The 18,552-nt window shown below is 39.8% G+C and carries 16 protein-coding genes; 3 read left to right on the plus strand and 13 right to left on the minus strand.

Going from position 1 to position 18,552, the window contains the following annotated elements; genetic code table 11:
* Window positions 1-165: 165 nt before the first annotated feature.
* Window positions 166-444, minus strand: a complete 279-nt coding sequence (locus OPS28_RS11745; protein ID WP_265609656.1) for a helix-turn-helix domain-containing protein — start codon at window positions 442-444, stop codon at window positions 166-168.
* A gap of 580 nt (window positions 445-1,024) precedes the next feature.
* On the opposite strand from OPS28_RS11745, the gene OPS28_RS11750 reads away from it, so the two are divergent.
* Complete coding sequence (locus OPS28_RS11750) at window positions 1,025-1,690, plus strand: hypothetical protein (protein ID WP_265609657.1); 666 nt, start codon at window positions 1,025-1,027, stop codon at window positions 1,688-1,690.
* Window positions 1,691-1,992: 302 nt separating this feature from the next.
* Here the strand turns inward: OPS28_RS11750 and OPS28_RS11755 are convergent, their stop codons facing one another.
* From OPS28_RS11755 to OPS28_RS11770, 4 genes are all read right to left on the minus strand, one after another.
* Window positions 1,993-2,289 carry a hypothetical protein gene (locus OPS28_RS11755; RefSeq protein ID WP_265609658.1) on the minus strand — a complete coding sequence of 99 codons (297 nt, stop codon included), beginning with the start codon at window positions 2,287-2,289 and terminating at the stop codon, window positions 1,993-1,995.
* A gap of 19 nt (window positions 2,290-2,308) precedes the next feature.
* Window positions 2,309-2,875, minus strand: coding sequence for a 2OG-Fe(II) oxygenase (locus OPS28_RS17090; protein WP_265609659.1), 567 nt, complete (start codon window positions 2,873-2,875; stop codon window positions 2,309-2,311).
* A gap of 88 nt (window positions 2,876-2,963) precedes the next feature.
* Window positions 2,964-3,473, minus strand: coding sequence for a hypothetical protein (locus OPS28_RS11765; protein WP_265609660.1), 510 nt, complete (start codon window positions 3,471-3,473; stop codon window positions 2,964-2,966).
* Between the two features lie 95 nt (window positions 3,474-3,568).
* Window positions 3,569-3,982, minus strand: coding sequence for a hypothetical protein (locus OPS28_RS11770; RefSeq protein ID WP_265609661.1), 414 nt, complete (start codon window positions 3,980-3,982; stop codon window positions 3,569-3,571).
* Window positions 3,983-4,675: 693 nt separating this feature from the next.
* Here OPS28_RS11770 and OPS28_RS11775 point away from each other — a divergent pair.
* Together OPS28_RS11775 and OPS28_RS11780 are read left to right on the plus strand one after the other, a co-directional pair.
* The gene (locus tag OPS28_RS11775; RefSeq protein ID WP_265609662.1) at window positions 4,676-5,443 is read left to right on the plus strand and encodes a thioesterase II family protein; all 768 of its coding nucleotides are present in this window, start codon (window positions 4,676-4,678) and stop codon (window positions 5,441-5,443) included.
* 72 nt (window positions 5,444-5,515) lie between these two features.
* The gene (locus OPS28_RS11780) at window positions 5,516-6,655 is read left to right on the plus strand and encodes a serine hydrolase domain-containing protein (protein WP_265609663.1); all 1,140 of its coding nucleotides are present in this window, start codon (window positions 5,516-5,518) and stop codon (window positions 6,653-6,655) included.
* A gap of 175 nt (window positions 6,656-6,830) precedes the next feature.
* Here the strand turns inward: OPS28_RS11780 and OPS28_RS11785 are convergent, their stop codons facing one another.
* From OPS28_RS11785 to OPS28_RS11820, 8 genes are all read right to left on the minus strand, one after another.
* Complete coding sequence (locus OPS28_RS11785) at window positions 6,831-7,775, minus strand: TauD/TfdA family dioxygenase (RefSeq protein WP_265609664.1); 945 nt, start codon at window positions 7,773-7,775, stop codon at window positions 6,831-6,833.
* A gap of 145 nt (window positions 7,776-7,920) precedes the next feature.
* Window positions 7,921-10,866, minus strand: coding sequence for a non-ribosomal peptide synthetase (locus tag OPS28_RS11790; RefSeq protein WP_265609665.1), 2,946 nt, complete (start codon window positions 10,864-10,866; stop codon window positions 7,921-7,923).
* 24 nt (window positions 10,867-10,890) lie between these two features.
* Entirely contained in the window at window positions 10,891-11,715 is an 825-nt protein-coding gene (locus OPS28_RS11795; protein ID WP_265609666.1) for an SDR family oxidoreductase, read from the minus strand.
* A gap of 2 nt (window positions 11,716-11,717) precedes the next feature.
* A complete protein-coding gene (locus OPS28_RS11800) occupies window positions 11,718-12,443 on the minus strand; it encodes a thioesterase II family protein (RefSeq protein ID WP_265609667.1) in 726 nt (241 codons plus the stop codon).
* A gap of 21 nt (window positions 12,444-12,464) precedes the next feature.
* On the minus strand, window positions 12,465-14,879 hold the full coding sequence (locus OPS28_RS11805) for an ABC transporter permease (RefSeq protein ID WP_265609668.1): 2,415 nt from the start codon (window positions 14,877-14,879) through the stop codon (window positions 12,465-12,467).
* Window positions 14,879-15,586, minus strand: coding sequence for an ABC transporter ATP-binding protein (locus OPS28_RS11810; protein WP_265609669.1), 708 nt, complete (start codon window positions 15,584-15,586; stop codon window positions 14,879-14,881). The genes OPS28_RS11805 and OPS28_RS11810 overlap by 1 nt, the downstream gene beginning before the upstream one ends.
* A gap of 45 nt (window positions 15,587-15,631) precedes the next feature.
* On the minus strand, window positions 15,632-16,894 hold the full coding sequence (locus tag OPS28_RS11815; protein ID WP_265609670.1) for an efflux RND transporter periplasmic adaptor subunit: 1,263 nt from the start codon (window positions 16,892-16,894) through the stop codon (window positions 15,632-15,634).
* 6 nt (window positions 16,895-16,900) lie between these two features.
* The gene (locus OPS28_RS11820; RefSeq protein ID WP_265609671.1) at window positions 16,901-18,520 is read right to left on the minus strand and encodes an MBL fold metallo-hydrolase; all 1,620 of its coding nucleotides are present in this window, start codon (window positions 18,518-18,520) and stop codon (window positions 16,901-16,903) included.
* Window positions 18,521-18,552 lie beyond the last annotated feature (32 nt).

The raw sequence follows: 18,552 nt of genomic DNA on the forward strand, positions 1-18,552 counted from the left end.
ATCCACTTCGAAGGGCGACTGGATAGTGTATTAGATATTTAAGCCTAACTAGCTGACACAGAATTCTGAACGCCCTCGGCTGATATGCTATTTACGACAAAGTCACTCGGTAATTAGACCGACATAAACCCTTGGTAATCACACAAGTGAACGTAAGCGCTTCAATTAAGACTTTGCGGTATTGTCCCCAATTGTGGCAAGCTCTTGCATAGCATCGCTTATGTGTTTTAGCAATTTCTTACGCGCTTCTCTGTCTTCCTTGGAGGTTGTAGTAACCATCATAAACTTTTCAAATTCATACAAATCCATTTTGCATTCCTTCGTTTCATAGTTCACAACAGTACCTTCAGACCAATCCATAAGCAGGGCGAGCTCTTCTCTGCTTAGCTCAGCGTTATCTCGCATCCGGCGAAAAAGCTCTGGTTTTAATTTTTTTCTAAACATCAGCCCTTTTTTCCTGGAGAATAAATTTAAAGGTAGGAATATCGTATTTAAGCATTACTAAAATTTTATAAAATATAACTGTAATTTTATAAAATGTCTATGTTTATATCCTTTACTACCAAAATTATTATACTGTAAATAGGATGTTTAGTTGAATACCGTCAACCCAACTAACCAGTTCAAACCTCCTTCTAGTACATTTTCTCAATTAGTATTAAGTAGGGAAATAGTTTCTACTCCCTCCCTGAATCGGGCGAATATTAACCAGCTTGCCGCGTTTTTTACCCTAAACCATAAATGTAGGACAATATTTTTGCTTGTGAAGTACTTTCATGATTACAATACCGATGTAATAAAATAGTTAACAGGTTATATAGTTTTAGTTATGTTTAAGATGACCCTTATAAACAAAAAAAAATGGATGGCGGTGTTTGCGCCTAGACAGAAGGGGAAACAGAGCAACGCTATAAAGTTGGGACTAAACCGGTAATTTGGGGGTATACCCATTAAAAAGCAGATTTGTGTAATGCCCAGAGTATTGGCCTTATGTTAAAAACAAAACCTTGAGTCATTTTATTCGATGAGTTTCTATAAAGTTGTTTTATATTTTGCACTAATTTTTGTGTTCTATTTTCTGCATATAGGAATTGAAGCTGAGAGGATTTTCTTCTTTATTTTCCTAGGCTTAATTTATTTTGATGCTCGTGATCCAAACATTCGGAGCCTGGTAGTCGTTATCGCGATGGTAGAGTTCCTGTTCTATGAAATTGATTACCTACTTTATGTGCTGGGAAAATATTACTGGGATACAGGCTCAATAGTTGGAGATATAATTCTAGACATAGTAATCGTTATGAGCATCATGTGTACAATGATGTGTGTGTATTATCGAAGTGAGATTATGGATACTGTTCGAAGCTGGGCTGGCTTAGAACACTTTGATTACTTGCCTACAAGGGCTGACATTGCGGTTATTAACACCATGCGTTTGATCGGTCTTTATCATGTAGTCATGCTACTCATAAACGCAAGCGTTGTTTACGAATACAACATTGCTGTTGAGTCTGCTCAGGCTATCCATATATCTTATCTAAAAGAAAGAATTATAGATTTAAATCGCATCTACGTCGAGTGGGGGTTCAATATCGCACTACTCAAATATTTCGCTTTAGTTTTTTCACTGCATGCTTGGATGAAAAAAGACGTAAACACAAAGCGCCCAAAACTTGGGTTACTTAAGGGGTAAATATGAGTTTCTCCATCTCAACCCCACTCACGGCTTTCACTCTGTGGCGCGAATACTTAACGCGCCGCATGAAGATTGTGTTCTCTTTCATACTAACACTGACACCGATAATTACATTATTTTATCTGAATAGTCCAGACCCAAATGAAGCTAGAACCTTATTTCAATTTTGCATTGGCTCTTTATACCGCATTTGCACAATCGTCTTAGTTTTCTTTGTTGCTGACTATTTTCGGTTTATGTTGCAAGTATATCAACCCGAAGGGAAAACCCTCGAAGATATAAATTGAACACGATTTTTTTTAACTAAACTTAGTATCTTTGCCAGCAGTCACTAACTTGTTCCATATAGTCTCAGATATTGATTGATCATTTGTCTCATGACGACGCTTAGTCTTGTTTGCAAACTCTTGAGTATCATCACCGGCTTTAATCTGGTTGATAAGCAATGACTTTTCATCAAATTGTTGTACTTCCTTGCTAACCTGCACTTCTTCCAATGAAATCGGTTGCTCATTGCTCTCACTAGCATTAACAGGGTATACGGAGCAAACCACAATACCGGCTATCACTGTTTTTTTTGTTTTTTCGATAGACATTTCCATTCTCCCAAAAGTATTACGTATATTTTATAAATGTTATCAAGCTATATCTGTCACCACTTTCAGGAGGTGTGACATAGTGATAATGTGACCAATCCGTAGGCACTATGACCATTCGACCTTGCTTAGGGCAGACCACTAGTGGTTCAAACTTTGATGGGAGGTGTAATTCCCCCCCCTCACTCACATCATTAAGGTACCAAATAATTGCTAAACACCGTGTATGAGCTTTACCATTGGAGTCAAAGTGCACATCAAACTTATCGATGCCCTTTTCAAACTTCATGATCTCTAACGGTTCGTAGCCGTCCCCTAATGGAAAAGGAATGTCTAGTAGCCGCTTATATTCTTGAATAGCTTCGAGCATTTGTCTTCGCACAAATCTTTCCATGTTTGGTGCATTACTTAAATTAAGTAAAAAGTCTCTATATTGAGTGTCACCAGTATATTTGCCGGCAGCTTTATTGTTCAGATTAACGAGCTGCCTATTTTCTTCAAACAGCTCAATTAAAGCCTGGCACTGCGAATTATTAATACTGTCATCTTTAATGACAACATCCCTGCCAATATGTATCACAAGCACACGCAATCATTTTATAAACACTGTAAGCACACGTTAACTTATCAGTTATAGCTGGTCAACATAGAATCAATAAAAATTTACAAGTAGCTTATTGATACTGCATACAGCAATATAAGTTAATCGTCTTCACAGACCCTGTGCCCAAAGGAGATACAGCAAATCTATGAGAGAAATACGGAGGAAAAATCAACGCATCACCTGACTTACAATTATTTATGACATTTTGGGAGGGAAAACGAAACTCTGCAGATTCTCCTGAGCCTACTATAAACATAAACGCGACAAATCGTTGTGATCTGCCCTTCCCGCCTAAGTCACATAGCCGCTTTTCATCCGTATTGTATTCGATAGCGTCTAACTCCAAAGAATATTTATTCCCTTCATCGTTAAAAACAATGTTTGGCATTACATCAGTAGAGTAATTCTGGTAGTGACTTGATTGTATTTCAGCTAAAGCTATTAGGTCGACTTCCTGAATGTGCTCAGCAATATCTCTACCAGCTTCAAAGGTACGGGTTAGGGAAGCCAGCAGTTCTTTATTTAATGCGCCGTCCAGTTTGATTATGTATTCAGACAAATACTGGTATTCCTGCGTCATAGCATCTCCGTTAAATTGTTTGCACGAAGCATAAAAGTAATTAGCTTTGCAAACTCCAATTCATTTGAAAACAGTTCTTAACTAACGTGCCCCCCTTAACGAATACTCAGAATAATATTGCTGCCAGAACGCATATTATGCTTTTCTATTTTCGCTATCCACTTAGCTACTTCCCAAGGGCCGTCCATAGCTGCTGCCGCATACATATCAGGGTACCATCGTTTCACAATATTGTCATATGGGGAGTGGTTCAATACATAGCCAAAGACTTGTTTACTCGCAGTGGGGTTACCTAACTCAGTCCGATCAGCCTTTGTATACACGAGACGACTGTTCATCAATGTATTTAAACCATCAACAAAAGGAACAAGGTTTCCAATAGATGTATAAACTGCTTGAGGGTGCTGTCTTACAGAACAGTCACTTAACTTGATAGATTCTACGTCCGACGTTTTTATATGAAAAACAAAGAGTTGGAAGCTGTCACCCATGCAAAAATCGAGATACACCTTTTATTTGCTGTGAAATTGCCCGTTTCTCACGGAAAGACCTAACATATAGGGTAGCTATTTGGCCACCTGTTGTGTCTTCAGTCCATGCTAAGTAGTTTTAGTTTGCTGAAATAGCTAAATTTGACAAGTGATAGCTTTTCGCTCTTTCATTAGCGTCAATCAGTAGCCTTCTAAGACCTGATTTTTTACTAGTAAGATAGTAGGTGGGAAAGTCTGCATCACTTTTATACAGGCTCTCGTAGACATACAATTCATCTTCCCATTTTCTGAGTCAGCTTTTTGACGGTGAGCGACTTTTAATTTCTTCAAAGACACGGCTTAGCTATTGATTTTGATTGAAAAGTGATGTTTTTAACTCATTTTCCATCTGAATTTTCTTTAAAACCACAGCGTCATCAACTACTGGGTAGCTCTTGTTTCACAGTCAACCAAATTCGTCGACGAACTCTTCACCATGTTAAATATTATATTTTACACCTATATATTATTGCGAAAATTTATCTTCCCAGAAAGTAATAAGATTGTTCAGTGCGTAAGGGAATATGGCTGATATCAAGCTATTAATAATTTACATAAATTGTACATTGGGTTAGCATTTGCTTAAGCTTTAACAATACAGCTCCATCATCATAAAGAAGCTTTCAATTTTGTACCGTTAAGCTTGGCCAATATCGTGTTCCAAGGAAGAAGATGAATATAAATAATTTATTCGTAATACCTAAGCCAGTTTCAAATCCAAAAGTTCGCCTTTTCTGCTTTCCCTTTGCAGGAGGAAGTATTAGCACATATATCCCTTGGATAGAGCAGTTTAGTAGTGATATTGAGTTTGTTTTGATTCAGCCGCCTGGACGTGGGGTACGCATTGCAGAGCCACCTCATAACTGTATGGGAGCATTAGTCAGTGAAATATTAGAACACAAGAAGTTTGTCACTAAAACTCCATATATAGTATTTGGGCACAGCTTGGGAAGTAGAGTCGCCTACGAGCTTTGTCGACAACTGAATTTGTTAGAAATGCCTTTGCCAGAATATTTCATAGCTTCTGGTAGTCGGGCTCCACATATTTCATCGGATAAACCTCACATTCATGGTTTACCGAAGAATGACTTTATAAAAGAGCTAGAGCAATTAAATGGAACACCCAAGGAGTTGCTAGAAAACAAAGAACTGATGGATCTTTTTATTCCGCTTTTGCGAGCTGACTTTAAAATTGCAGAGACTTATATGGCCCAAGAGGCGAAAATGCCTTTTCCAATTCTTGTGTTGCATGGCAGAGAAGATGTAGATATTGATCCACACCAGATTGCTGGTTGGCAAGACCTGTCATGTATAGAGTGTACTTTAGTGCAACTACCAGGTGACCATTTCTTTATTAACGAATTTAGAAACGAAGTTATAAAACAAGTATCTTTGGTCGTTGAGAAATCATTAGCCGTTTGCTCAGATACCGTATGCTAACGACGTGACGATAAATCACTATTAGGAACCAGTACCAATTGCTAATGTCACGAGAGTAGGAGCTACAAGTCAGTGAAATACGATAGGAAGACACTATTAAACTTAATAGTACTAGTATTTGCCCCCTTGCTATTAGCTGGCTGTCAATATAAACAAACGAGTTTTGAGGAAATCATCAGCAAGCAGCTAATTGAAAACAGCGAAAAGCACGGAATCTCTGTTCAAGAACTAGTTGTCATCCACAACCAGAACATTTTGTTTAATGGGCACTTAGATTTAAGCGACAAACATGGAATAAAAAACAAAGAACGTATTTTTCCTATTTATTCTGTTGCGAAATTGTTTGCTAATACGCTTGTCATGCAACTCTATGAAGAGGGAAAGTTGGACTTGTCTGCTCCAGCATCCACATATGTCCCGTCGTTACCTTATTCATGGCGTAATATTCAAGTTATACAATTTCTCAATCATTCGTCGGGCGTGCCAGAATATTATGAAGTTATTGATGGAAAAGTCTTGTACCCAACCAGCCAAACAGAAACGTTCGATAGATTAAAAAGCCAACCACTCAATTTCGAGCCTGATACAGAAACCCGCTACACACAGACAAACTACTTGGTAATAAAACGCGTAATAGAATCTGTTACAAACTCAACTTACCGTAAGCTAGTTGAAAGTCGCATTTATCAACCACTGGGACTTCAAAATACATGGTTAGGGAGAAAAGGAGTTCCCCGAGAGAGGATTGTTCCGTTAAACAATATCAGAAACGAACATGTCAATGTTGATGCATTTCCTGAATATGCAATATCTCACGCAGATGCTTACTCAACGATAGCAGATCTTTGTACATTCTTAACTGGACTTACGAGTGGGAAACTGGTTTCCAAAAGAACTTTGGTGAAACTCTGGCAGCCATACGCCCTTCAATCAAACAAAGTCGGAGGATTTTCCAGTGGCTGGAATTACGACAGGATTGGCACTTGGAATGCAATTGGTCATGATGGAGGTGGAGTGGTACGTGCAAGAGTCCTATTTAAAAACACGCTGGATGATCATTACATCATCATATACCTAACTAATGATAATAAAGACGGTGTGTGGTCTCGAACTCTCGTTGATTCCATTCAACAGCATGTTCTGCCTGACTTATATATACGACTCTACTCTAAATTGAGGTATCTCTATCTAAGCTTCCGCCTTGCAATTTAGGGTTATGTGTAGTGGTCAACTCACTTTTGAACGTCGAATTCAGTTCGAGATCATAGAAAAAAATGATTGGACATCGCCGCTACAGAAAATCACTCGAAGTTTACTGTTTAGCTTCAAACGTTGAGCCTCCGGTAACGACATTTAAGATATCCCTCCAATGATAGTCCCTGTATAATTATTGCTCCAATTTGCTTCTTATGACTGGGTCCACTTGGGCAAGCATTATACTTCGTTTTCCTTTAAATGATTTACGTGCATGTGCTGTAAGCAAGTTGTCTAATATAACCAAATCTCCCTTTTCCCACTGCACATCAACAGCCTCTGATTTATATGCGCCTTGTAATTCAGCTAAAACATCTTCTTCAATCTGAGTGCCATCGCCATAAAAAGTATTGTGAGATAGATCCTCAACATCATATATACTCAGCAGCGCTTCTCTTATGTCCTCTTGCAATGTTCCAATATTGAAAAAGGTTGCATGATTAAACCATGACAACTCATTTGAAATAGGATGTCTCAAAAAAGGCGACCTTACTTGCCTTGTTCTTAGTGAGTTTTCATCCACCCATTCAAATGATATATCTTCTTCCTGGCAATATTTCTCAACAACACTTCTATCATTTGTGTTAAAAGCTTCTTGCCAGGAAATACCTATACCTTCAATAAAGTTTCGTACATACATCCACTTCTTGTCGGAAAACTTGTCAATAACGTCCTTACCTAGTCGATTAAATATCTTGCGACAGTCGGCTATAGGAGTTTCTCCACCCTCTTCAGCAGGGCAATCACAATAGAAAAATAACTTTCCTGGAAATATATTTTTGTAAGAATTCTCGTTATGCAAGAATATTTCTTGGTCAGCGCGGTAACTAGTGGAGGTATATATGTTGCCTACAATTTTATCTCTAGGTGAGCTTTCCTCTTCGTTATAAAACTCTTCTGTAGAGACGCTTTTGACTAGTTCCCCAAGCTGTTCAGCCGTCATATGCTTAAACCCTCTAAACAAAATAGCTCCATGCTTAGCAAGCTCTTCTGGTAGTGATTCTTTTTTTATCCAATTAATTAATTCCATTTCTGGCTCAGGGGCTTTGATAACCCGCGGAAAATCTTGCTCTTTCAACTTCATCTCTCCATCGACCTAAATTACTAGAGTTTAAAGCTGCTTAATCTCCCCATTCTGAGCCCGATTATTGCAGCTTCTTCTTAATCAGTTTATATTCGTTTTCTCAATTCATAACAGCGTTTTATGGGAGCCTATTGTTGATCTAAGCCGCAACTAATTTCGCGATATTAGATATCGTCTGATATTTATATAGGTCTCTCAAATTCACTTCCGGCATCCCAAACTCTCTCATTTTTGTTGCCATTTGTATGGCATATAATGAGTTTCCACCAAGGTCAAAGAAGTTATCTTGAGTAGTGACTTCTTTATTAAATATCTCCTGCCATACTACAAGAAGCTTGTCTTGGAAGTCAGTACTTTGATCATTATCGGCGCACACTTCTATATTTATATTTTCTTTTATCTGTTCTGTTCTCGAAGATTCACTTATAACAAACTCAGGTAAACGTTTTTCATTTAATTTACCATTTGCCGTGAGAGGCACTTCAGAGACTCGATATACAGTTGAAGGAAGCATAAACTCTGGCAAAACTTGGTTTAACGATGTCCAAATATCAGAATATGCCTCTCCATCCATTAAGACATAACAAACTATTTGTGCAGATGCGTCATCCCCCTCGTTCGCGTTGCGAACCACGACGGCCGCTTGCTGAACATATTCACATGCTAGTAACTGGTGTTTTATCTCTCCCAACTCAATCCTAAATCCTCTTATTTTCACTTGGGAGTCAAAGCGTCCTAAATGTTCAAGTTCTCCGTTTGGTAACAATCTTCCCTTATCGCCACTTCGATACAATTTCCCATCACCAAAAGGATTTGCAATAAAACGCTCCTCATTGAGCTTTTCACGATTATAGTAGCCGGTTGCTACTCCTTTTCCCGACACATAAATTTCTCCTACAATCCCGTTAGGTAAAATGTTCTGCTCGTCATCCAAAATATAGATATTCCACCCATTTATAGCTTTGCCAACCGAACGAGAACGGTTAATCGCTTCCAGTCGTGTAATTTCCTTAGCTGTGACATGCACAGTAGTCTCGGTAATACCAAACATATTAACTAGTCTGCATTGAGACTCTGGGTGGCGGTCGAACCACGGTAATAAACTACCTGTATTAAGACTCTCACCTCCAAACACCACTAGGCGAAGACTTGCTCCTACTGGTGTTGACTCATCGACCAGGGTGAGTTGATTGAATGCAGATGGAGTTTGGCTCAAAATAGTTATCTCCTCCTTGTTGATGACATCGATAAATGCCTTTGTATCTCGTGAGTCGTCGTAGCTAATTACGCAAACTTGTGCTCCCGTCAATAACGCCCCCCACATCTCCCAGATAGAGAAATCAAATGAGAAAGAGTGAAACATACTCCATACATCTTGATTAGAGAGCTCAAACTCTTGTTCAACGGCTCCTATGAGGTACTGAACATTTTGATGTGGAATCAGAGTTCCTTTGGGCTTGCCAGTAGAGCCTGAAGTATAAATCATATAGGCAGGAGCATCTGCTTTTAGTGCTTGTTCGATTTTATATTGACCAGTGTACGAATGCGCAGCTTCTACCCAGCTATCTAGGTGGAGCGTGTTTATATCAACTCTTTCAATGCCTTCGCTTGAATCCGTGACCAATAACCCTAAGTCAGCATCTTGGCATATAAATGAAATCCTATCGTTGGGATACATAGGGTCAATTGGAACATACACAGCCCCTACTTTCATTACCGCAAGTGCGGCAGTAATCATAGCGCTAGAGCGGCTTAAACATAAGCCAACGTGGCAACCAGGTTTTATTCTCTGTTCAATAAGGTAGTGAGCCAATTTGTCGGATTGTACCTCCAGCTCACTATAGGTAATAACTTCATCTTTCATTTTTACAGCTGCGGCCTGTGGCTGCAGTCGAGCTAATTGAGAAACTTTTTCTTCAATACGGCCATTGTGAAGCATACGAGCGTGTAAACCTTGTTCACCTGTCGCTATTACACCTTTGGTATCACTCTGTGACACCATTAGCAAGTCTTGTACGTTGCCCTTACATCCTGACAAGAGATCTGCAGCAACATTAATCATGGTATTTTCTAACAAATCAGCTTGTGCTGATGAAAAAAGAGTAGCGTCATATGATAAAGTGAGCTGCATCTGGCTATCCGACACAGGCTGGCAATCTACGGTTAATGGAAATAGTAATTGACCCGCTGATGATAAACAACTTGAGGCCATCCAATTTTGATCACTGTCCATGATAAAGTTATTCAGAACAAGGCCTATGGGGAAGTTACTATCAGTTCCCCAGCTATCAACAACGTCTTTAATCAGTTCTTTATCCAGCTCAATAGGCTGATTAAGGAAACGACTAAGTTCATCCAAATTAATTGAAATCGCGCTCTCCGATGACAGGCTAGTTGGTAACAAAGATATACCAGCATCCTGAACCAAAGGTTGGTCAAATAAAACCGGAACACTAATAGTGTTAGTTGAAGAAAAAGTAGATAACACACGCCCAAAGACCAACAGCACTTCGCGATGATCCTGTAGCGGCAGAGTGAAGCTCTTTGTTCTAATTTGTGGCTCAACATCTACTGATTCACTATCGTCATGCCACACCTCAGCAACAGGAGCTTGCTTCAAGTTGTCTAAATATAGCTCAGATGGTTTCCGTTTAGTAAGCTCAAGGCTGACCACCGGTTTCCTTAACAACTTCGCATAAACTGATTGCATTGCAAAACGTGAAAAGTACATCCGACTCGCTTTTAGAACTAAGCATTTACCTTTTGGCAGGCTAAACAATATAGCTTTGATAGTGGAAGACAGTAAAAGTGGCTCTCCCTGATTTAATTCCCACTCTATTCTTTTTTTAGTTTTACCCTCTGTGGTCGCCAAACTTAAGTCATGTTGTACTAGACACCATGATATTTCGTCAGAAAGGGCATGACGGAGCTCATCAGTCAGTTGCGCCAACGCGCTCTCCACATCAGCTGCAGTCACAGAGTCAGGAACTATATGTGATAATGAGTGGAACAGTATTTCACTTTCCATGTTATTGCCAAGCAGACGGTACAAACTATTCGATGAACTATTTTTTCTTTTTTCCATATGATTTGTCATAACTAATTTCTACTACCTGCTAACAAAACCTGCATCAACTGTAATAACACTACCCGTCACCCTGACCGACTCGTCAGAAGCTAACCAAAGAGCTGCGTTGGCAATATCTTCTGGTTCAACTAATTCATTCATCGGTTGCGACTGCGTGAACACACTTTCATGCTCGCTGATCTCAACGTCCAGAGACCGAGCTATTTCAGATAACATTTTTCCTTCTACTACTTCGGAGTCTCTCACTGAGCCTGGACATAACGCGTTAACTCTAACTTTTAACGGGGCATAATCTAGACAGGCTGACTTTGTGAGCCCTATAATACCGTGCTTCGCAGCGACATAACCAGAAAAATTTCTATAACCAACTTGTCCGGCTGTCGATGCGACATTAATGATGCTGCCGGCACGTTGTTCCGTCATAAATTGGCCAACGACCTTCATCATCCGCCAGGCACCATTAAGATCGATATCCTGCATAAGCAGCCATTCTTGTTCCGTTATTTCATGCAGGATCTTACCCGAGGGTGCTGCAATACCTGCATTATTTAACAATACATCAATGCGACCAAATTTAGCCAGTGCATCCGATACCACTTCGGCAAGTGCGGCCAGGTCACGAATGTCTGCCTTATATGACTTAACAACAGCACCCAACTCACGGCAACGATCTGCTGTATAATCTAATTGACTCTGGCTTCCCAGGTCATAGGGTACGTTTTCAATATTGCGAGCTACGTCGAGCAAGATAAGGTCTGCCCCTTCCTTTGCAAACTTCATAGCACAAGCACGGCCTAATCCTCGTGCAGCTCCAGTAATAAGGGCAACCTTACCTTCCAGTCTCATTTTTAAGCTCCTTCAGACACTTCCAAAACAATCGCAGCATATTCACGAAGCTCATCAAGCAGCGGTTGAACCTTATCCGTGAAATACATGTGTCCACCACATAGTTCCTTGAATCTAACTTCTGCTTCAGATGCTGATTGCCATTTTTCTACGACATTAGCTGATACAAGCGAGTCCTTGTCACCGCGTAATACTAAAACCGGTGATTGGACAGGCTGAGTATTGAGCGGAGCATAGTTTTCATGCATTTGAACATCTGCTCGCAAAGTGGGCAGAAGCAATTCACGCATCATAGGCTCTTCAAGCGCAGCATGCGCATAACCAGAAAACTCCAAAACCTTTTTTATAAACTCATCATCATCTTGTGCGTCAGAAGCTCGGCTATCTCTTTGTGTCCATGGATCTGGTGAGCCACTAACCACTAACGCAACAATCGGATAAAACCGCTTTTTTTCAAGTAAACGCGTTACTTCAAAGGCCAATACCGCACCTAAGCTGTGCCCAAAAATCAGGGTTGGCCTGGTGCTATCAGTATCAGCTTCTAATAACTCAACAACATGTTTTGCCGCTTCATGCGCGCATGTATAAGCCGGTTCCATAAATCTTTTTTCTCGCCCCGGCAGCTGAACTCCATAGATATCAAAATCCTTTGCTTCCAACTGCCATTCATTAAAAAAAGACGCGCCCCCCCCTGCAAACGGTAGGCAAACTAATTGTACTTTTTCCATTAGTTATTTCCTTCATTATCTTTACTTAAGTGCATGTACGGGCCAGCGCGAAGTGATCGATTTCATCGCAACTGAGCTAGCCACCAAAATGGTTGCCAGGGTTATCACATAACTCAAGGCTGTCATCAGAGGTGAGACATATAAGTCGAGAGAAAAATGAGTTCGCAAGACATATTCCATCGCGAAAATAATAGCTACGCTGATAAAAGCGCCAAAAACGAAGAGCTTGATATTTTCACCAAATATCATGTTGGCGATATGCTTAGGACTAGCACCTAAAGCCATGCGTACACCTAATTCATATCGACGTAAGTTAACATCATAACTAAGTACGCCATATATCCCCATACTGGCCAATACGATTGTGAGTAAGCACATCAGCAAAGATAAGCCCGCAATGAATTTGTTATTCAAAGTCAGGCTATCGTAAGCACTCTCAATTGAACGATAATCATAAATGTAAAAAGAGCTGCTGACTTCCTGCACTACATCTAAGAATTCTTCCCTACTTAGCTCGGTACCTGATTTAGTTTCAATCATGAACCTAAAGTTGTTGAAGCGGCTTAAATATATTCTGCTGGCGTTCGGAGTATTTGGCACTTGAATATCTTCAACTACCCCTATAACCAAATATTGCTTAAATTCATTTCCAGGTGTCCATGATATGTATTTACCGACGACATCGCCATTTGGTGCAATTTTCCTAGCCAAAGTTTCATTGATTATCACGCTTGACGATTGATAAGTAAGGATTTCTTCTCGAGTAAAGTTATTACCTTGAAGTAAGTCGATTCCCATCAGTGGTAAGTATTGTTCATCAATCATATTTGTATAAGTATCAACTGTGCTACCATCGTCGTCTAACCTAAGAGTCGACTGCCAACGATTACTCATCATTGGTACAAAATACGAGTTTGAAACTCTAACCACCTGTGGTAATTGCAACAAACGCTCTTTAATCTCGTTGATTAAAGGTACACGCTCTTCACTCGGATATGAATTCATCACAGTGTTCAAATTCACGTAATAGCGATTCTCCACTTCAAACCCAGATTCTTTCATCACTTCTTCTAGTGACTCTTGCGCTAAATTTGTTGTAGCAACAAGAATTGGAGCTGCTAAGCACAATTGACTAGCAATAAGTACTTGTCTCACTCTAGAAGAAACTTGAAGGCCGGATCCCTTACCACTGCTTTTAAGTGAAAAAATCAGCTTATTATACTTCAGGCTGTTTGCAACCATGAGTGTAAACAAAAGACCAATTGAAAAAATTAGCGTTATCGCGAATAAAATTGTAGGCCAACTTAGAGATAATTCTTGGAGTCGAGGTAACATTCCTTGCATTAAGTGCCTAACTTCATTAGTTAGGATATATGCAATTATAACTGCTACCCCACCAGAGACACCCGTTAGGATAGTGTTTTCAATAAATAACCCATTAAAAATTTTCTTTTTGCTAGCTCCTAAAGTCGCTTTGATCGCTAAATTGCGCTGCTGTTCCGTTGCTCTAGCTAACAACAAGTTAGAAACATTAATTATTGCAATAATTGCCAGTGCAATACTTCCAGCTATAAAGAACCACAATGAACCAACGCTGTCTCCTACTAAATAATCCTTTAGAGGTTTAATTTCAAAACTATAGCTACCGTTTTTTATATGAGGACTTCCTTGAGTTTCTTGCTTAAACTTATCTCCAATCAGAGTATTTAATTGATGCTGCATTTGTTGAGGAGTCTGGCCAGGTTCAGTTTGCACAAACATTTTTATCTGGTCTGTTAGTGACGCCCATCCTTCTCTTACACCTTCTTCCCAAGTATTATATTCCCACGGCAGCCAGATGTCTGTTTGCGCACCTACCTGGAATAGAGCTGGCTCAACAAATGACTCACTAGTAACACCAACAATAGAATAACTGACATCATTGATTGTTACTTTTCGCTCCAGGATATTTGTATCTCCTGCAAAATACTCTCGCCAGGCTCTATAACTTATTACCGCAATGGGCTCCTTTGCGTTTAGTTCTAAATCCAAAGGGAATCCTTTTCCTATAGCGAACTGAGCTCCCAACATACTAAAGTAGTTTGTCACTGTGTCTGCAACACGAAGCATAGGGAACCCATTTAGGTCAGTCGCTAGTTCCTCGTGATAATTAACTACTGCAACTTTTCCCTTATCCATATTTTTCACAACATGCTCAATCGCAGGATAGGACGCCCAATCATGTAACTTTAGCTTATCTTCTTCATATACCCTGCTAATTGCGGCATGTAATGAGTCCTGATTACTATATGGCAACGCTTTTACTAACAATACATGGTGAAGGTTAAACATGACCAATAGAATACTAAATGTAATAGATAAGGTGGTCACAACTCCAAGCGCAAACAATGGTCTTAGCTTTAAGCTTTGCCATGCCGTCCTGATGTAAAAGTTCATTAAACAGCCTCCTTAAACTCTTTAGTAGTTTGCGCAATTTTTCCATCGAGGAGGTAATACTGCTTATGTGCCATATCGGCATATCGAGGGTCATGAGTTACCATGCAAATAGTTGTGCCAGAAGCATTTAGTGTTGAAAGCATTTCCATGATGATGTCACCATTTTTTGAATCCAGGTTACCAGTAGGTTCATCTACCAACAAAATGCTAGGGTCTGCGACTAGAGCTCTTGCTATAGCAATTCTTTGTTGTTGCCCACCTGACAGCTGATTAGGCTTATGCTTTCTTCGGTGTTCCATTCCAACCTTCTTTAAGCACCTGTGGATACGTTCTTCTATCTCTAGTTCTGAATAATTTTTGTCACTATAGCGCAATGGAAGGCTGATATTGTCTTCTACAGATAATTCATCTATCAAGTTGAATTGTTGGAAAATAAAACCTATCTCGTCACTTCTAATTGTCGCACTTTCAGACTTGTTTATCTTACTTACACATTTCCCATTAAGTGTATAGCTTCCAGAGGTCGGCTCATCTAAAAGCCCCAGGATCGAAAGTAGTGTCGACTTTCCACAACCTGACGGACCCGATATTGACACGTAATCTCCTTCAAAAATTTCCAGGTCAACACCGGCTAGCGCATATGTATCAACCTCTTCAGTTGAAAAAATTTTTTTTATGTCTTCTAGCTTTATAATTGTATTTTTCATTCTGCTTCCTAAAGTTCTGTCGTTATTTTTTTTTGCGAAAATGCCTTAGAAAATGATACGAACTGAGTCAGAACTGCTTAGTTTTGACATATCACTTAAAATGACACTTTGTCCCGCTGCAATTCCTGATTTGATCTCAATGAACTGGCCTGAATCAGCACCAAATTTTATTGGTGTCCGTTTTGCAATTTCAGACTCGTTATCTAATACGAATATTCCTTGAGTAGAGTTAGACCTCACATTAGTAGGTTTCTTCACATATAAGACATCTGGCATTTCTCTTATATAAATCGTACCGTCTACCCGCAAGTTGGGGCGAGCATTCTCAGGCAACTCTTCCAAAGGTAATAACTCTACAGTCACTGTACTGTCTTCTATAGCAGGGTCTATTCTATGCACTCGTGCTCGTACACTTTCAGAACCAACTTTTAAGCTAGCCTGTTGCCCTAACGCGATCAATCCGACTTTAGACTGTGGAACTTTAAGCAAGCCTAAAAGGTCTTTTCTAACACCTATCATGAGAAGTTGTTCGCCGGGAGCGACACTCTGACCAAGCTCTACATATAGCTCTTGCAAAATGCCGGCTTCGTTAGCTGTAACCGTCAGCTTCTCTTTGTTATTCAGAATCATTTGATAGTCGATCTCTCTTTGAGAAATAAACTTTTCTTGGATTTGCACTTTTTTCCTATTCACTTTTTCTAGTGACTCAAGGCTCTTATTAAGTAATGTAAGGTGCTCCTCTAGCTGCTCTGCCGTCAATTTGGCCTCGGTATAAGTTAACTCACTCACTATGCCCTGCTTAAAAAGCTTTGCCATTGCCTTTTCTTGCAATTTCGCCAGTTCAAATTGAGACTTTAGTTGTACTAGACTGATAACTCGTTCACTGACGTCTTGTTCGTTATTTATCTTCACTTGCTCAAGCACAGTCTTTTCGGCTTCAAGCTGCTGTTTGGCCAAGGCTAATTCACGATCTATTTGAGGGTTGGACATTTTCAGAATCACACTACCCTGCGCCACCTGAGCACCTGGTCTTAGTACAATTTCTTCAACAGTTGCTTGAGTGTAGCTCGTCAACAACTTCTGATTATTAGATCTTAACGTTCCATATCCTTCTACGTTGACTTTCAGTGTACCTTGGCGAACTTGTTCAATTACGAGGGCTTGGCCTCTTTGTTCAGGTAAGCGTTCTCCAACACCAAAAAACAACCAAACGCTACAAATGAGTATGCTTAATACTAACATAGGCCATTTGTACTGAACGATTCGTTCTTTAATCGTTCTATCTTTCTTCGTTCTAACAACGTCCATACTTGCCTATCCTACTTTGGGAAAAAATAGATCTCGCTTACCAAACAATGACTCCACTTCGATGTTCCAAAGCCCAGCTGCAACGGAGAACCTTTCTATCTGTTTAACCTGCTCTGAGTTTTCATCATATTCAATCCCCATAAAATACTTATACCAAGGCTCCATACCCAAAGCGTAAACAAAAATATGTTCAGGTTTAATAAGCTCAACAACCTCAGATGCCTGATCCGCATCAGATCCATTTAAACGTCTCGTATCTTTTATTGAGTTTGGCACTTTTTCAGTACATAACGCGCCATAGAGCCAGGTGTAGGGAGCTCCCACACATTCCATTCCGATAGCGTAAACATCTAGATTCTCCATATAAGGCTTGAGGTTTTTATATAAACTTATATCAGGATTTGCTGAATCCGCCCCAAAGAACATTTTTCGACCTTCGATGTTTAACAACCAAGCCGACTTACTTCGGATGTTTAAATCACCATGTTCACCAAAAAATGGAATGCTTGTAATGACACCTTCAGTAACATGAACATCTTCACATTCATCTAACTCAATGACACTAAACCCGAGCTGACTCAACATTAGCTTTAATGAAGGGTCTTGCAATTCGCCACCATTATTTTTAGGTACTACGATTTTTCCAATCTTATGGCGTAATTGTAATAAGGTTTCAAAATTAACATGATCTTGATGGGTATGAGTTAAACATACATAGTCGATGTGGTCGGGTAGTTCTGTGAAACTCACTACTTGATCGCAATTTTTTGTACTTCGCGTTGCAATGATCGGGTCTATGAGAACAGAAACATGTTCAGTTTGTACCAAGAAACCTGCGTGACCAAGATATCTCAGCTGAACGCCGTCTTTAACACCTAAGCTTTTATGAACAGGTTTGTCGGTCGTAAACAGCTCCTGATAGTTGAGCCCCCCCGTAAGCTCAAGTCCCTCGAACATTTCATCTATTTCTGCTTGTGAAACAGGCTGAGTACGAGCCTTAAATATCTTGTCCACAAAGGAATGATTAAAATTGGCAGCAACCTGAAGATGATTATCATCTGCAAGCCTTGGCGTACTCAAGACAAAAGGCCGCTCATCGACTTTTGATATTAGCCCAAACGACAGCGATTGAAGCTCTGGATGATAAAAGTCTGAATTATATAAAAGAGGCTCAATTAAACGAAAACCAGCGCGATGATGCCTGTCATAAGTTAATTCAACGTAACCCCTAAGCATTTCTGGAACGTCTTTATAAAGTGGCTCAAGCGAGGTGCCGTCAGTATGAGATACAAGTAACTTATCAAGCTGGGATATTGCCTTAGATAATTTAACACAATCACCGTAATGGGTTTCTGTTCGATCAATCAAAGCCCTAATTTCTTCGACCTGTTCCTTCGTGCAGTTTAAAAATTCTCCACCACTTAACTCACTCTCCTGGGCAGCGAGAATATGCAGCTGGTAGTTATTGACGAAAGACTTCATTATCCTTAAGTGGGTCTTTTCTGTATACCTTGCAGCTGTTACAGGTGGAATAAGATAAGGCCAGGCATACCACTTATTAAATAATGGTTCAAAATACACCTCATCTTTTAAATAGAACTCATGATTTTCACCATTACTGTTCATTTGCGCTTCCTTTACTATTTATGGTTATATTC

This window comes from Alteromonas sp. ASW11-130, assembly GCF_026183735.1.
In the GTDB taxonomy this organism is placed as follows: Bacteria; Pseudomonadota; Gammaproteobacteria; order Enterobacterales; family Alteromonadaceae; genus Alteromonas.

What these genes read in the sequence shown, in the direction of transcription:
- OPS28_RS11790 (WP_265609665.1), bottom strand. Translation starts at nt 10,866, where the DNA reads ATGGAAAAAAGAAAAAATAGTTCATCGAATAGTTTGTACCGTCTGCTT.
- OPS28_RS11820 (WP_265609671.1), bottom strand. Translation starts at nt 18,520, where the DNA reads ATGAACAGTAATGGTGAAAATCATGAGTTCTATTTAAAAGATGAGGTG.
- OPS28_RS11745 (WP_265609656.1), bottom strand. Translation starts at nt 444, where the DNA reads ATGTTTAGAAAAAAATTAAAACCAGAGCTTTTTCGCCGGATGCGAGAT.
- OPS28_RS11815 (WP_265609670.1), bottom strand. Translation starts at nt 16,894, where the DNA reads ATGGACGTTGTTAGAACGAAGAAAGATAGAACGATTAAAGAACGAATC.
- OPS28_RS11810 (WP_265609669.1), bottom strand. Translation starts at nt 15,586, where the DNA reads ATGAAAAATACAATTATAAAGCTAGAAGACATAAAAAAAATTTTTTCA.
- OPS28_RS11765 (WP_265609660.1), bottom strand. Translation starts at nt 3,473, where the DNA reads ATGACGCAGGAATACCAGTATTTGTCTGAATACATAATCAAACTGGAC.
- OPS28_RS11795 (WP_265609666.1), bottom strand. Translation starts at nt 11,715, where the DNA reads ATGAGACTGGAAGGTAAGGTTGCCCTTATTACTGGAGCTGCACGAGGA.
- OPS28_RS11805 (WP_265609668.1), bottom strand. Translation starts at nt 14,879, where the DNA reads ATGAACTTTTACATCAGGACGGCATGGCAAAGCTTAAAGCTAAGACCA.
- OPS28_RS11755 (WP_265609658.1), bottom strand. Translation starts at nt 2,289, where the DNA reads ATGTCTATCGAAAAAACAAAAAAAACAGTGATAGCCGGTATTGTGGTT.
- OPS28_RS11800 (WP_265609667.1), bottom strand. Translation starts at nt 12,443, where the DNA reads ATGGAAAAAGTACAATTAGTTTGCCTACCGTTTGCAGGGGGGGGCGCG.
- OPS28_RS11775 (WP_265609662.1), top strand. Translation starts at nt 4,676, where the DNA reads ATGAATATAAATAATTTATTCGTAATACCTAAGCCAGTTTCAAATCCA.
- OPS28_RS11750 (WP_265609657.1), top strand. Translation starts at nt 1,025, where the DNA reads ATGAGTTTCTATAAAGTTGTTTTATATTTTGCACTAATTTTTGTGTTC.